The 12,764-nt window shown below is 59.4% G+C and carries 12 protein-coding genes, 1 tRNA gene and 1 pseudogene; 5 read left to right on the top strand and 9 right to left on the bottom strand.

From position 1 onward, the window contains the following. Positions 1 to 127 precede the first annotated feature (127 nt). A pseudogene (locus B9Z45_RS03780) lies at positions 128 to 250 on the bottom strand (IS5/IS1182 family transposase); the annotation flags it as partial. 99 nt (positions 251 to 349) lie between these two features. After that, complete coding sequence (locus tag B9Z45_RS03775; protein WP_108405893.1) at positions 350 to 910, bottom strand: LuxR C-terminal-related transcriptional regulator; 561 nt, start codon at positions 908 to 910, stop codon at positions 350 to 352. A gap of 124 nt (positions 911 to 1,034) precedes the next feature. Here B9Z45_RS03775 and B9Z45_RS03770 point away from each other — a divergent pair, with 124 nt between their 5' ends. Continuing rightward, a complete protein-coding gene (locus tag B9Z45_RS03770) occupies positions 1,035 to 1,742 on the top strand; it encodes a CoA transferase subunit A (protein ID WP_108405892.1) in 708 nt (235 codons plus the stop codon). Position 1,743: 1 nt separating this feature from the next. Continuing rightward, positions 1,744 to 2,385, top strand: a complete 642-nt coding sequence (locus B9Z45_RS03765) for a 3-oxoacid CoA-transferase subunit B (protein WP_108405891.1) — start codon at positions 1,744 to 1,746, stop codon at positions 2,383 to 2,385. A 75-nt stretch (positions 2,386 to 2,460) separates the two neighbouring features. On the opposite strand, the gene B9Z45_RS03760 is transcribed toward B9Z45_RS03765, so the two are convergent. Next, positions 2,461 to 2,534: transfer RNA gene (locus B9Z45_RS03760), tRNA-Gly, on the bottom strand. A 76-nt stretch (positions 2,535 to 2,610) separates the two neighbouring features. Between B9Z45_RS03760 and B9Z45_RS03755 the strand changes: the two genes are divergently transcribed. Further along, positions 2,611 to 3,186: a hypothetical protein gene (locus B9Z45_RS03755; protein ID WP_108405890.1), complete on the top strand. Its 576-nt coding sequence runs from the start codon at positions 2,611 to 2,613 to the stop codon at positions 3,184 to 3,186. 27 nt (positions 3,187 to 3,213) lie between these two features. Further along, positions 3,214 to 3,612: a hypothetical protein gene (locus B9Z45_RS16870; protein WP_146180870.1), complete on the top strand. Its 399-nt coding sequence runs from the start codon at positions 3,214 to 3,216 to the stop codon at positions 3,610 to 3,612. A 34-nt stretch (positions 3,613 to 3,646) separates the two neighbouring features. On the opposite strand, the gene B9Z45_RS03750 is transcribed toward B9Z45_RS16870, so the two are convergent. Beyond that, the gene (locus B9Z45_RS03750) at positions 3,647 to 5,137 is read right to left on the bottom strand and encodes an NAD-dependent succinate-semialdehyde dehydrogenase (RefSeq protein ID WP_108405889.1); all 1,491 of its coding nucleotides are present in this window, start codon (positions 5,135 to 5,137) and stop codon (positions 3,647 to 3,649) included. Positions 5,138 to 5,313: 176 nt separating this feature from the next. On the opposite strand from B9Z45_RS03750, the gene alaS reads away from it, so the two are divergent. Further along, entirely contained in the window at positions 5,314 to 7,965 is a 2,652-nt protein-coding gene (gene alaS, locus B9Z45_RS03745; RefSeq protein WP_108405888.1) for an alanine--tRNA ligase, read from the top strand. A gap of 33 nt (positions 7,966 to 7,998) precedes the next feature. On the opposite strand, the gene B9Z45_RS03740 is transcribed toward alaS, so the two are convergent. From B9Z45_RS03740 to B9Z45_RS03720, 5 genes are all read right to left on the bottom strand, one after another. After that, positions 7,999 to 8,919 carry a pseudouridine synthase gene (locus B9Z45_RS03740; RefSeq protein ID WP_108405887.1) on the bottom strand — a complete coding sequence of 307 codons (921 nt, stop codon included), beginning with the start codon at positions 8,917 to 8,919 and terminating at the stop codon, positions 7,999 to 8,001. A 1-nt stretch (position 8,920) separates the two neighbouring features. Continuing rightward, positions 8,921 to 9,658, bottom strand: coding sequence for a tRNA (guanosine(46)-N7)-methyltransferase TrmB (gene trmB / locus B9Z45_RS03735; RefSeq protein WP_108405886.1), 738 nt, complete (start codon positions 9,656 to 9,658; stop codon positions 8,921 to 8,923). Next, the gene (gene gluQRS / locus B9Z45_RS03730; RefSeq protein WP_108405885.1) at positions 9,655 to 10,575 is read right to left on the bottom strand and encodes a tRNA glutamyl-Q(34) synthetase GluQRS; all 921 of its coding nucleotides are present in this window, start codon (positions 10,573 to 10,575) and stop codon (positions 9,655 to 9,657) included. The genes trmB and gluQRS overlap by 4 nt, the downstream gene beginning before the upstream one ends. A gap of 26 nt (positions 10,576 to 10,601) precedes the next feature. Beyond that, a complete protein-coding gene (locus tag B9Z45_RS03725; RefSeq protein ID WP_108405884.1) occupies positions 10,602 to 11,648 on the bottom strand; it encodes an NAD(P)/FAD-dependent oxidoreductase in 1,047 nt (348 codons plus the stop codon). A gap of 65 nt (positions 11,649 to 11,713) precedes the next feature. Then, positions 11,714 to 12,658, bottom strand: a complete 945-nt coding sequence (locus tag B9Z45_RS03720) for a LysR family transcriptional regulator (protein ID WP_108405883.1) — start codon at positions 12,656 to 12,658, stop codon at positions 11,714 to 11,716. Positions 12,659 to 12,764: the final 106 nt, after the last annotated feature.

The following is a 12,764-nucleotide window of genomic DNA, read 5'->3' as shown; positions in this document are numbered from 1 at the left end:
CAGCCTGACCGCCTCCATCTTGAATTCCAGCGTGTACTTGGCCCGTTTCCTCGTTTCACTCATTTCGTTCTCCTTGAACTGATTTTTAACCATCAGCTAAGCAGTACGTTTTTCGGGGGCAAGGTCATAGCGCATGCCACGGAACGATCTCATTCATTGTGGAGAGGAACACGTCGCGCCTGGTTGCGCGACGGTATTGTTCGAATCCGGCTCCTGCATCGGCCGCTAGGGCAAGGGTCTGTTGTTTCATCGATCTATAACGAAACAGCACCCAATGCGGTGGACTTATTCAGCGTAGCCCTAAAGCTTGATGGGTCTGTTTGGCAGTGGCCAAGGGCAAGGGCAATTCCTATCCCCGCATCAACTTTTGAATCAGATCGGCCGCCCCCGATGCCTGGTATTTGCGCATCAGTTTGACCCGGTAAATCTCCACCGTGCGATGGCTGATGCCCAGAGCGCGGCCGATCTCTTTGCTGGTCAGGCCATCCATCAGGTGGGCGGCCACCTCGCGTTCGCGGGCCGTGAGTTCGGCTTTGACGGCTTTGCGCGCTGACAAGTCTTCAAAGGTCCAGATGCCTGCTTCGTGTGGGGCGTCGCGGTTTAGGGCGCGGCCCGTCACGTGGCACCAAAAGGTTTCGCCTTTGAAGCGCCCATCCACTCGTTTCATGACACGGTCATCGGCATACACGCCCTTGGCGTTCAGGATCGGGGTGATGCGTTGGCCGGTGCGCTCGTACTCGTCGGCGCTGGGGTAAAGCAGTTGAAAGCTTTGGCCGATGAGCTGCTCGCGGGTGGTGCCGAACATGTCGCACACGCGCTGGTTGCAGTCGACCATGGTGCGGTTGCGCGACAGCACCATGCCGACCGGGGCCAGCTCAAAGGCGAGGCGGTAATCGATGTCCTGGTTCATGGTGTGCTGACTTCGTGGTTTCCTGGCTAAGAATTTATGCTGGGGCTAAGGGCTGCGCTCTACGAAAAACTACGTAGTTGCTTACGTAGTATCGTAAAGCCTTCTTCCTTCTCTGGAGACCGGTGTGAACAAGATTTTTCCATCCGCAGCCGAGGCCTTGAAAGGCATCGTGGCTGACGGGCAACTGATAGGCGTGGGCGGTTTTGGCCTGTGCGGTATTCCCGAAGCCCTGATCGACGCCTTGCGCGACAGCGGTGTGCAAAACCTGACCGCCATTTCCAACAACGCAGGGGTTGATGATTTTGGTTTGGGCAAGCTGCTGCAGACCCGCCAGATCAAGAAAATGATTTCGTCTTACGTCGGCGAAAACAAAGAGTTCGAGCGCCAATACCTGGCCGGCGAGCTGGCTTTGGAGTTCACTCCCCAGGGCACGCTGGCCGAAAAGCTGCGTGCTGGTGGCGCGGGCATTCCGGCTTTCTTCACCAAAACCGGTGTGGGCACCTTGGTGGCCGAAGGCAAAGAGTTGCGTGACTTTGGCGGCGAGACTTACGTGATGGAGCATGCGCTGCTGCCCGATGTGTCGCTGGTCAAGGCGCACCGTGCCGACAAGTCCGGCAACCTGCAGTTCCGTTACACCTCGCGCAACTTCAACCCTGCTGTCGCCATGGCGGGCAAGATGTGTGTTGTCGAGGTCGAAGAAATTGTCGAGACCGGCGACATGCACCCGGACAGCGTGCATTTGCCCGGCATTTATGTGCACCGCATCGTGTTGAACGCAACACCCGAAAAGCGCATTGAAAAGCGCACCATCACTGAAAAGGGGGGAGTTTGATATGAGCTGGAGTCAAGACCAAATGGCCGCGCGTGCGGCCCACGAACTGGAAGACGGTTTCTATGTGAACCTGGGCATTGGCATCCCGACCCTGGTGGCCAATTTCGTACCCGCCGACAAAGAGGTGTGGCTGCAAAGTGAAAACGGCATGCTGGGCATTGGCCCTTTCCCGACCGAAGACGAGGTCGATGCCGACCTGATCAACGCAGGCAAGCAGACCGTGACGACCATCAAGGGCTCGTCGATTTTTGGCAGCGAGCAGTCGTTCGCCATGATTCGTGGCGGCAAGATCAACTTGTCGATTCTGGGTGCTATGCAGGTGAGCGAAAAGGGCGATCTGGCCAACTGGATGATCCCCGGCAAGATGGTCAAGGGCATGGGCGGTGCGATGGATTTGGTGGCCGGCGTGAAGCGCGTGATCATCCTGATGGAGCACGTGGCCAAAAAGAAAGACGGCAGCGAAGACATGAAGATTTTGCCCAACTGCACCTTGCCACTGACCGGCGTGGGCGTGGTCGACCGCATCATCACCGATCTGGCCGTGATGGACGTGGTGCCGGATGGCCTGAAGGTGGTGGAGTTGGCCCCAGGCGTCACGCCCGAGGTGCTGCAAAGCAAGACGGGTGTGAAGCTGATCTTCTGATCTATTTGAATGCACCCCATGCAAAAGGCCCCGTTAGGGGCCTTTTGCATTGAAGAAAACTTGAAGCGGAAAAAGTGGAGCGGGTGATGGGAATCGAACCCACGTTATTTGCTTGGGAAGCAAAAGTCCTGCCATTAAACGACACCCGCTTAAGCTTAGATTTTAGACGCAATGTGAATGCCATATGCGACACCTCTGTGAAATACATAAAGTTAAAATTTTGAGATGCGGTTTCCTTCTTTGAAAAAAAATCCAATACACCTGCAGCTTTGGTTTTTGAGTCTTTTAGCGGCATATGCGGTATTCGAGTTGTCCTTTAATCACCGTTTACTTGAGTTGGCTGGTGATTTGCGTTTAAGCGAAGCCGCGGTTGAGTTAAATGATATTGAATTGTGGGGCAGAGTCGTATCTGGTTTGGGCTTGGCTCTGCTATTGATACGTTGGTTGGACAGATTTTTTAATTCACGGTGGTTGTTAACAATTTTGAGTTGTGCCCTGGGTCTGACTTGCATGTGGCATTTGCAAAAAGCCTTGGTCGACACCATCGTTTCACGTGCTGATCAAGCAGATATGGTGATGAGCTTTCAGTCTAATCTGAGTACGCAGGATGCACTCCAAGGGCGGGTCTTTTTGCGTGGCAACGTTTTGACGGATGGTCCAGTACCCGATGAAATTAGGCCTGTCATGAGCGCCCTTTGGGCTTCGTCAGTTTTGGGCTTGTCCCCGAGTGAGGTGGAAACAGGATGGACTGAGGGTGAACGATTACGTGGCATATTGCTGCCCCCGTTAACACAGCAGTAATTGCAAAATTCTTACCGAAAAACGGTGATGGCTCCCATCGTTCTTGGTGCATCGCTTCTTTTCGGATTGCTGAATCTTTGCCAATTTTTTGCAGGACTGAGTTCCTTGCTATTGATCGCTTTTCGACAGCAGGGGTTCTTGCAGCAATGCCAGCCGTGGTTACTCTCGCTGTTGATAGCGATTTGTTTATTTACGAGTTGGTGGCCAGGGAACGCATGGGTGTCATCTCCCGCTTACACGCAGGTGGCCAGGCCTGCTCTTTGGACAAACAAGCCTTTTTTGGCACCTTTTGTTGAATGGAGTCTTCGGGCAGAACCTGCTTGGGCCAATCCAGTGGCTTGGGTTCACCGTGAACTGCTGCAAGACTTTCAATTTGGCAACCCCCTGCGGGGTTTGACTGAACGTTCAAATAAATCGGTCCTTTGAAGTGGGTTCTTGCTGAATTTATTCGTGCAGGTTTTTACTTCAGGATGTCGCCCATGCAGAGGAATTTGATTTCCACATAGTCGTCCATGCCATGGTGTGAGCCCTCACGGCCCAAGCCCGACTGCTTGACGCCGCCAAAGGGCACGTGCTCGGTGGCCAATATGCCCACGTTGATTCCCACCATGCCGTATTCAAGGGCCTCGCTCACGCGGAAAATTCGGCCCACATCGCGGCTGTAGAAGTAGCTGGCCAGACCAAATTCGGTGTTGTTCGCTGCGTCAATCGCTTCTTGTTCGGTCTTGAATTTGAAGACAGGCGCGAAGGGGCCAAAGGTTTCTTCTTTGGCGCAGAGCATGTCGGCTGTGGCATCGGCCACCACGGTGGGTTCAAAGAATTGGCCAGAGCCCAAGCTGGACAGGCGCTTGCCACCGACCAGCACCCGCCCGCCTTTGGCCACGGCATCGTCCACATGGCGTTGCACTTTGGTCAGGGCGGCTTCTTCGATCAAGGGGCCTTGGCTGACGCCGTCTTCAAAGCCATTGCCCACTTTGGCAGTCTTGACTTTGGCGGCGAATTTTTGGACGAATTCGTCGTACACGGCTTCTTGCACATAAAAGCGGTTCGTGCACACGCAGGTCTGGCCGGCGTTGCGGTATTTGCTGGCAAACGCACCCTCGACCGCGCTGTCGATGTCGGCGTCTTCAAACACGATGAACGGGGCGTTGCCACCCAATTCCAGCGACATTTTTTTCACTGTGGGCGCGGACTGCGCCATCAGGATGCGGCCCACTTCGGTGGAGCCTGTGAAGCTGATGTGGCGCACCACGTCGCTGGCGCAAAGCACTTTGCCCACGGCAATCGAGTTGTCGCTGTCGGCGGTGATCATGTTGAGCACGCCAGCCGGAATGCCGGCACGCATGGCCAGCTCGGCCGCAGCCAGGGCGGTCAGTGGCGTGAGTTCGGCGGGTTTGATGATCACGGGGCAACCGGCGGCCAGGGCAGGGGCCACTTTGCGGGCGATCATGGCCAGTGGAAAGTTCCAGGGGGTGATGGCCGCGCACACACCAATCGGTTGCTTGAGCACCAACAGGCGGCGGTTGTTGTCGAATTGGGGCAGGGTTTCGCCGTTGATGCGCTTGGCTTCTTCGGCAAACCATTCCACAAAGCTGGCCCCATAGGCCACTTCGCCTTTGGCCTCGGGCAAGGGCTTGCCTTGCTCGGCGGTCATGATGCGGCCCAGATCGTCCTGGTTGGCCATCAGCAAGTCGTACCACTTGCGCAAAATGATGCTGCGCTCTTTGGCGGTTTTGGCTTTCCAGGCAGGCCAGGCGGCGTTGGCTGCTGCAATGGCGGCTTCGGTTTCGGCAGGGCCGAGGTTGGCCACGTTGGCCAGAACCTGGCCAGTGGCCGGGTCGGTGATGTCAAAGCGGCTCTTGCCCGCCACCCATTGGCCGTTGATCAGCGCGTCGGTCTTGAGCAGGCTGGGGTCTTTGAGCTGGGCGAGGGGGGATGTGGTGGGGTTCATCGGGTTCTCCGTGTGTGTTTTATGGGGTTATTCAAACCATTCAGTGACCAGAAGCTTAGCGCAGGGCCAAGGCGCCGCCTGTCTCCCTGTCGCACAGACAAGCTGCGGGCTTGGCCACAGAGGGCGGTTGGGCGAAATCTTATAATCACTGGTTGCATTAGAAAGCCATCAAAACCATGAGCCAAGCTGTCATTTCCGTTGCCGACATCCGCAAGATTTTTCTGGACTTTTTTGAGTCCAAGGGTCACACCGTGGTGGCGTCCAGCCCGTTGGTGCCGGGCAATGACCCGACCTTGATGTTCACCAACTCGGGCATGGTCCAGTTCAAGGACGTGTTTTTGGGCTCTGACAAGCGCTCGTATGTGCGCGCAGCTTCGGTACAGGCCTGCCTGCGAGCCGGCGGCAAGCACAACGATCTGGAAAACGTGGGCTACACCGCGCGCCACCACACCTTCTTTGAAATGCTGGGCAACTGGTCTTTTGGGGACTATTTCAAGCGCGAGTCTCTGGAGTGGGCGTGGGAACTTTTGACCCAGGTCTACAAGCTGCCCGCCGACAAGCTGTACGCCACGGTGTACATGGAAGACGATGAGGCCTATGCCATTTGGGAAGGCATTTTTGTCAAAGCCGGTTGGACGCCTGAACGCATCAAAGAAGAAGCCCGCATCATCCGCATTGGCGACAACAAAGGTGGCCGTTACAAATCTGACAACTTCTGGATGATGGCCGACACCGGCCCCTGCGGCCCTTGCAGCGAGATTTTTTACGACCATGGCGACCACATTCCGGGCGGCCCCCCTGGCAGCCCCGATGAAGACGGCGACCGCTTCATCGAAATCTGGAACAACGTGTTCATGCAGTTCAACATGGACGAGACCGGTGCCGTGACGCCGCTGCCCGCACCCTGCGTGGACACCGGCATGGGCCTCGAACGGCTTGCTGCGATTCTGCAGCATGTTCACAGCAACTACGAAATTGATATTTTTGACGCGCTGATCAAGGCCGCGTCCCGCGAAACCGGGTGCGCCGACCTGAACAACAAGTCATTGCGCGTGATCGCCGATCACATTCGCGCGACGGCATTTTTGGTGAGCGATGGCGTGGTGCCCGGCAACGAAGGCCGCGGCTACGTGCAGCGCCGCATCGTGCGCCGGGCCATTCGGCACGGCTACAAGCTGGGCAAGAAAACACCTTTTTTCCACAAGCTGGTGCCCGACCTGGTCAAGCTCATGGGCGCGGCTTACCCCAACCTGGCCGACCAGGCCGAGCGCATCACCGACATCCTGCGCATTGAAGAAGAGCGCTTTTTTGAGACCCTGCAAAGCGGTATGCAGATTCTGGATGCAGCCCTCGACGGAGGCGTGAAGGTTTTGCCCGGTGACGTGGCCTTCAAGCTGCACGACACTTATGGCTTTCCGCTTGATTTGTCGGCCGATGTTTGCCGCGAGCGCGACCTGTCGGTGGACGAAGCCGGTTTTGCCGTGGCCATGGAAAAGCAAAAGGCCCAAGCCCGCGCTGCGGGCAAGTTCAAGATGGACAAGGCGCTGGATTACACCGGTGAGGGCAACGATTTTGTGGGCTATGACGCGCTGACCGCGCATGCCAAAGTGCAGGCCTTGTATGCCGATGGTGTGGCCGTGACGGCTTTGCAAGCTGGACAAGCTGGCGTGGTGGTGCTGGACACCACCCCGTTTTATGCCGAATCGGGTGGTCAGGTTGGCGACCAGGGCATGCTGCACAACGCGGGCGCCCAGTTCGAGGTGGCAGACACGCTGAAGATCAAGGCCGATGTGTTCGGCCACCACGGCACCTTAAAGTCCGGCAGCCTGAAGGTGGGCGATGCCGTGCAAGCCCATGTGGACACCGAGCTGCGTGCCGCCACCGTGCGCAACCACAGCGCCACCCACCTCATGCACAAGGCCATGCGCGAGGTGTTGGGCAGCCATGTCCAGCAAAAGGGCAGCTTGGTCAATGCCGAACGCACCCGTTTTGACTTTGCCCACAACGCTCCCTTGACCGATGCCGAGATCCGCCAGATCGAAGCCCGGGTCAATGCCGAAATTCTGGCCAACGCCGCAGCGCAAGCCCGCGTGATGGACATCGAATCGGCCCAGAAGACAGGCGCGATGATGCTGTTTGGCGAGAAGTACGGCGAAACTGTGCGGGTGCTCGACATCGGCAGCAGCCGCGAATTGTGTGGCGGCACCCACGTGAAAGCCACAGGCGATATTGGCTTGTTCAAGGTGGTGGGCGAGAGCGGCGTGGCCGCCGGGGTGCGCCGCATCGAGGCCGTGACGGGTGTGAACGCCTTGTCGTATTTGCAATCGCTGGAAGACACGGTCACGCAAGCGGCTGGCGCGCTCAAGGCCCAGCCGGCCGAGTTGAACCACCGCATCGCCCAGGTGCTGGATCAGGTCAAGGCGCTCGAAAAGGAAATGTCGGCGCTCAAAGGCAAGCTGGCCTCGGCCCAGGGTGATGAACTCATGACTCAGGCGGTGGACATCAAGGGCGTCAAGCTGCTGGTGGCCAAGTTGGAGGGGGCTGACGCCAAGACCCTGCGCGACACCATGGACAAGCTCAAGGACAAGCTCAAGACCGCCGTGATCGTGCTCACAGCGGTCGATGGCGACAAGGTGCAGATAGCCGCGGGCGTCACGGCCGACAGCGTGGGCAAGGTCAAGGCCGGGGAACTGGCCAACTTTGTGGCAGCCCAAGTGGGCGGCAAAGGCGGTGGCAAGGCCGACATGGCCATGGCCGGCGGCACCGACGCCAAAGCTTTGCCTCAGGCCATGGCCAGTGTGCAGGCCTGGGTGACCGAGCGCCTCTGATCTTTGTGGCTCAGCCCCTGAAACATGGGGCGGTCACTGACCTGCAAGATGCAGCCGATGCTGGCTTTGGAATGTGCGCTCTTGCCCCGTGTGCGGGTCGGTGAACTGCACGGCATGGGCCAGCAGTTGCAAGGGCTGGCTGAAGTCTTCGGGTTCATCCTTCCCGCGCCGGACGGTGGGGTAAAAGGGGTCGCCCTCGATCGGTATGCCCATTGACGCCATGTGCACCCGCAATTGGTGGCGCTTGCCGGTGACCGGTTCAAGCTGGTAAAGCGCCCGAACGCCGTCTGTGTGCAGCAGGCGGATGTGGGTTTCACTGTTGGGCACGCCGGGTACCTCTTGGGTCCTGAAAAAAGGCTCACCCGGCACCAAACGGCTGGTGTGTTGTCGCGGCAAGTTCAGATCTGACTTGAAGGCGGCCACGGCTTGGTAGGTCTTGTGGATCTGTTTGTCCCGAAACAGGGCGTGGTAAGCATCGCGCTCTTGAAGTCGTTTGCCAAACAGCACCAAGCCTGCTGTTTCGCGGTCAATGCGGTGCAGCGGAACCAGGTCTGCACAACCGGTCAGGCTCTTGAGTTGCACCAGCAGGCTTTGCTGCACGTAAGGGCCTGAGGGCGTGACAGGCATGAAGTGGGGTTTGTCAGCCACCAGCAGATGATCGTCCTCGAACACGGTGCGCGCTTGCAAGGGCAAGACGGGTTCGTCCGTCACGTTGCGGTAGTAGAAAAAGCGTTGGCCTGCCTGGCAAGCTTGATCGGGCAAAGCACTTTGCCCGTCTTCCTGCAACACCAAGCCTTGTTGTAGGCGCTGCGCCCATTCACTGCGCTGTATGCCGGGCATGCGTGCAGCCAGAAAGTCGAGCAGGCTGGGCCATGTGCCTGCCGGGACTGACACCACACTGGCGCCCACCCCATTGCGCGTGGGCAGCTGAACAGTCTGTCCCGCTTGGGCCATATCAGACGCGGCGGAACACCAGATCCCACACGCCGTGGCCGAGCTTCAGGCCCCGGTTTTCAAATTTGGTCAGCGGGCGATAGTCCGGCTTGGCTGCATAACCGCCATGGGCTGCATCGCCGGTGTTGACGAGCAGTTTTTCTGCGCTGATGACGGCCATCATTTGTTCGGCATAGGGCTGCCAGTCTGTCGCACAGTGCAGGTAGCCGCCCACCTTGAGGCGCTTGGCCAGTTTGTTCACCAACTCAGCTTGAATCAGGCGGCGCTTGTGGTGTTTGGTTTTGTGCCAAGGGTCCGGAAAGAAAATGTGCACGCCGTCCAGGGATGCTTCGGTCAGCATGTGGTCAATCACCTCGACCGCGTCATGCCGCAGGATGCGGATGTTGTGGATGTCTTGCTCGCCAATGCGCTTGAGCAGGGCGCCCACGCCAGCTTCGTGCACTTCGCAGCACAGGAAGTTGTCATCGGGGCGTACTTTGGCGATGTGGGCCGTGGCTTCGCCCATGCCAAAGCCGATTTCCAGAATCAAGGGCGCTGTGCGGCCAAAAGCCGCTGTCGCGTTGAATGCACCGGGCGCATAGTTCAGCAAGTTGGCCGGGCCATACAGTTCATAGGCCTTGGCTTGGCCGATGGTGGTGCGGCCAGCGCGCAGCACATAGCTTTTGACGGTGCGCAAAAAAGGCACATCAGTGGGGATGCCGGAGGGCTTTCTGCCTTCGGCCGGGGTGTTGTCTGTCATGGGTGGGGATTGTAGGGGCGCGCAGTGGGGTCTTTTTGAAGCTGAGTCCAGAACGCCAGAGCTGCGTCAACAGGGCCTAGATGCGTGGGCAGCCCCAAAACCTGTGCGGCCTGGTTGAGCGCAGCCAAGGGGTCGGACAGATCCAGGGGGTTCGCCCCGTTTTGCTTGCTGAGCTTTTCGCCGTTGGCCCCCATCACCAAGGGGGTGTGCAGGTATTCTGGGGTTGGCAGGTTCAATGCATGTTGCAACACGATTTGGCGCGCGGTGTTGTCGGCCAGGTCTTCGCCGCGCACCACATGGGTGACGCCTTGGGCCGCATCGTCCACCACCACCGCCAGTTGGTAGGCCCACAGGCCATCGGCGCGGCGCAGCACAAAATCGCCCACCGCTTGGCCCACGTTTTGTTGTTGCGCCCCCAGACGCCGGTCTTGCCAGTGGGTGGTCTCGGGCATGCCCAGCGCCGTTTGCACCGCCTGCACGTTCAAGCGCCAGGCTCGGGCGGGTTTGCCGTTCAGGCCTGCGCGGCAGGTGCCAGGATAGACCGTGTCTTTGTGGCGTGTCTGGGGCGGGGGTGTTGCCGATTCGACGGCCGCTTCGACCTCTTTGCGGGAGCAGCCGCAGGGGTAGGCCCAGCCTTTGCCGATCAGTTCCTCGAGGGCAGCGCTGTAGGCTTGAGAACGTTGGCTTTGCCGGATGACTTGACCATCGGGCACCAGGCCGCAGGTGCGCAGTTGCTGCAGGATGGTTTCATCGGCACCCGGCATGCAGCGTGGCGTGTCCACGTCTTCGGAGCGCACCCACCATCGGCCTGCGTGGGCACGGGCATCCAGCCAACTGGCTAGGGCCGCGACCAGCGAGCCCGCATGCAAAAGGCCGGTTGGCGAGGGCGCAAACCGGCCTTTGTAAACCGAGCTCATGGAGCCCCGTCCAACCATGGGCAAAGTCAGCGGTTTTTGAGCACGGCCAGAGCCAGCTCAAGCCCTGATACAAACGCGTCTTCGGCGCGGTGGCCCAGACACCAGTCGCCGCACAAGCCGATGCCCTGGTCCTTGAACCACAGGTGGCTTTCGCCCAGCGGTTGCGCGGTTTTGGCATACAGCCAGCGGTGCGCTACGGCATGGGCCGGGGTGGCGCGGATGCCTGTGATTTCGGCAAAGGCCTTGATCAGTTTGCCGGTGATGCGTTCGGGGGTGTCGTTGACATGTTCGGCCGACCAGGGTGCGCTGGCCTGTACGGTCCAGCGCTCTATGCGCTCGCGCCCGGGCTTGGACGATTCACGCGCCATCCAGGCGATTCGGTGGTGTGTGCTGCGCGCAGCGTTCCATTGCGGGCCGAGGGTGATGAGGCCGGGTTGCACGGCTTGGGGGTAGGCCAGCATCAAGGTCCAGCAGGGGTCAACCCGCACACCACTAAGGGGTGCGGCCAGGGCGCTCAGGCCGGAGGCTTTTGACAGGTCGCTGGCTTGCGCGGGGGGAATAGCCAAAATGATTTTGTCGAAACCGGCATAGATGCGTTGGCCGCCGTCGTCGGTTTCAGTCTGGAGTTGCCAGCCGTTTTTCTTCACGGGGTCGGCCATGATCTGGGTGACCCGGGTTTGCAGTTGCACATTGCCGTCTTCGACCAGGGGCGCAGCCCAGGCCTTGACCAAGCCGTTCATGCCCGGGGTGGCCACCCAGTGGCGTTCACCACCGGGCAAGCCGGCTTCGATGACCCGGCCATTCGGGTCGAGCACGCGCACTGCGTTGGCGCTCCAGGGTTTGCACACGCCAGGTGCGGTGCCTATGGCGAGTTCAAAACGCGGGTCGCGCACGGTGAAGTACTGGGCACCGTGGTCAAAGCTCCCAAAAGCACTGGCGCGGGTAGACATGCGCCCCCCCAGCCCCCGGCTTTTTTCGAACAATGTGACGTTGTGCCCAGCCTGGCGCAAGGTGCGCGCGCTGGTCACGCCGGCCAGGCCGACTCCGATGATGGCGATGTGTTGTGTGGTCATGGGATCACTTTATCCGAGAAATGGGGCTGCAGACTGCCCGGGTGGGTTATCCCCGATGAGGCGCATCAAGGTTCAGCACTGTGCACTTCCTCCAGCAAGGCTTTGCGTGTGGTGGCGCTGGCCAATTGCGCCAGCCACCATTGCAGGGCAAGACCTGCGGGGGCTTGCGGGTTGTCGCGCCAAGCGTAATGGCCCGTGCTGGTGCGGGGTCTGAGCACTTGTTTGACGACCAGCAGTCCGCTGTCGATGGACGCTCGGGCCAGTGATTCGGGCAAAAATCCGCCACCCAGACCCCGCAACTGTGCTTCGAGTTTGCTGTGCATGTCGGGGACGGTGAACACGTCTTGCCCGCCTTGTAGCCCAACAGTAAGGCCGCCGCCACGGCTCACCGAATCGGCCACAGCCACGGCGCGGTGCTGGGCCAGTGTGGCATCGGTCAGCGGCTCGGGGGCTTGGGCCAGGGGGTGGTGCCTGGCCACGGCAAACACAAAAGGAACAGAGTCCAGCACCGCATGTCGGATGTCGGTTTGCAGGCCTGGCTCCAGCACCACGCCCAAAGCCAGATCGGCCTGGCCCGAGGTGAGCGCAGCCAAGGTGCCCGAAAGGGTTTCGTAGCGCAAACGCAGCCGCGTGGTGGCGCCCAGGGCCAGAAAGCTGGCGCACAGGTCCATCACCACGCTGCGCGACACAATGCTGTCCACCGCCACAGTGAGCACGCCTTCCCAGCCGGTGGCCACACGCTTGACACGGTTGGCCACGCTATCGATGTCTTCGAGCAGCCGTCCTGCCTCCCTGAGCAGTTCCTTGCCAGCAGCAGTGGGCCGGGCTTGTCGTGCGCTGCGGTCAAAAAGCAGCACATCCAGCGCGTCTTCAAGCTGACGAACCCTGTAGGTCAGGGCGCTGGGGACGAGGTTGAGTGCGCGTGCCGCCGCTGCAAAGCTGCCTTGGTGTTCTATGGTTTGCAGCATGTGCAGGGTATCGGGGGTCAGCCAGTCGCGAGGTATTTGCATGGTTGATGCTCTTTCATTCAATTAATTTGCATGATGCCAGCAAATGGCTTGCACCACACGGGCCCCTGATTTGCATACATTAGGGTTTGAAATTTACGGGAGCCAG

It is taken from the genome of Limnohabitans sp. 2KL-17, assembly GCF_003063415.1.
GTDB lineage: Bacteria > Pseudomonadota > Gammaproteobacteria > Burkholderiales > Burkholderiaceae_C > Limnohabitans_A.
Note: the sequence above shows the minus strand (reverse complement) of the source record. Positions and strands in the feature narration are given on the sequence as shown.

What these genes read in the sequence shown, in the direction of transcription:
- B9Z45_RS03775 (WP_108405893.1), bottom strand. Translation starts at nt 910, where the DNA reads ATGAACCAGGACATCGATTACCGCCTCGCCTTTGAGCTGGCCCCGGTC.
- B9Z45_RS03765 (WP_108405891.1), top strand. Translation starts at nt 1,744, where the DNA reads ATGAGCTGGAGTCAAGACCAAATGGCCGCGCGTGCGGCCCACGAACTG.
- B9Z45_RS03755 (WP_108405890.1), top strand. Translation starts at nt 2,611, where the DNA reads ATGCGGTTTCCTTCTTTGAAAAAAAATCCAATACACCTGCAGCTTTGG.
- B9Z45_RS16870 (WP_146180870.1), top strand. Translation starts at nt 3,214, where the DNA reads ATGGCTCCCATCGTTCTTGGTGCATCGCTTCTTTTCGGATTGCTGAAT.
- B9Z45_RS03750 (WP_108405889.1), bottom strand. Translation starts at nt 5,137, where the DNA reads ATGAACCCCACCACATCCCCCCTCGCCCAGCTCAAAGACCCCAGCCTG.
- alaS (WP_108405888.1), top strand. Translation starts at nt 5,314, where the DNA reads ATGAGCCAAGCTGTCATTTCCGTTGCCGACATCCGCAAGATTTTTCTG.
- B9Z45_RS03740 (WP_108405887.1), bottom strand. Translation starts at nt 8,919, where the DNA reads ATGGCCCAAGCGGGACAGACTGTTCAGCTGCCCACGCGCAATGGGGTG.
- trmB (WP_108405886.1), bottom strand. Translation starts at nt 9,658, where the DNA reads ATGACAGACAACACCCCGGCCGAAGGCAGAAAGCCCTCCGGCATCCCC.
- gluQRS (WP_108405885.1), bottom strand. Translation starts at nt 10,575, where the DNA reads ATGAGCTCGGTTTACAAAGGCCGGTTTGCGCCCTCGCCAACCGGCCTT.
- B9Z45_RS03725 (WP_108405884.1), bottom strand. Translation starts at nt 11,648, where the DNA reads ATGACCACACAACACATCGCCATCATCGGAGTCGGCCTGGCCGGCGTG.
- B9Z45_RS03720 (WP_108405883.1), bottom strand. Translation starts at nt 12,658, where the DNA reads ATGCAAATACCTCGCGACTGGCTGACCCCCGATACCCTGCACATGCTG.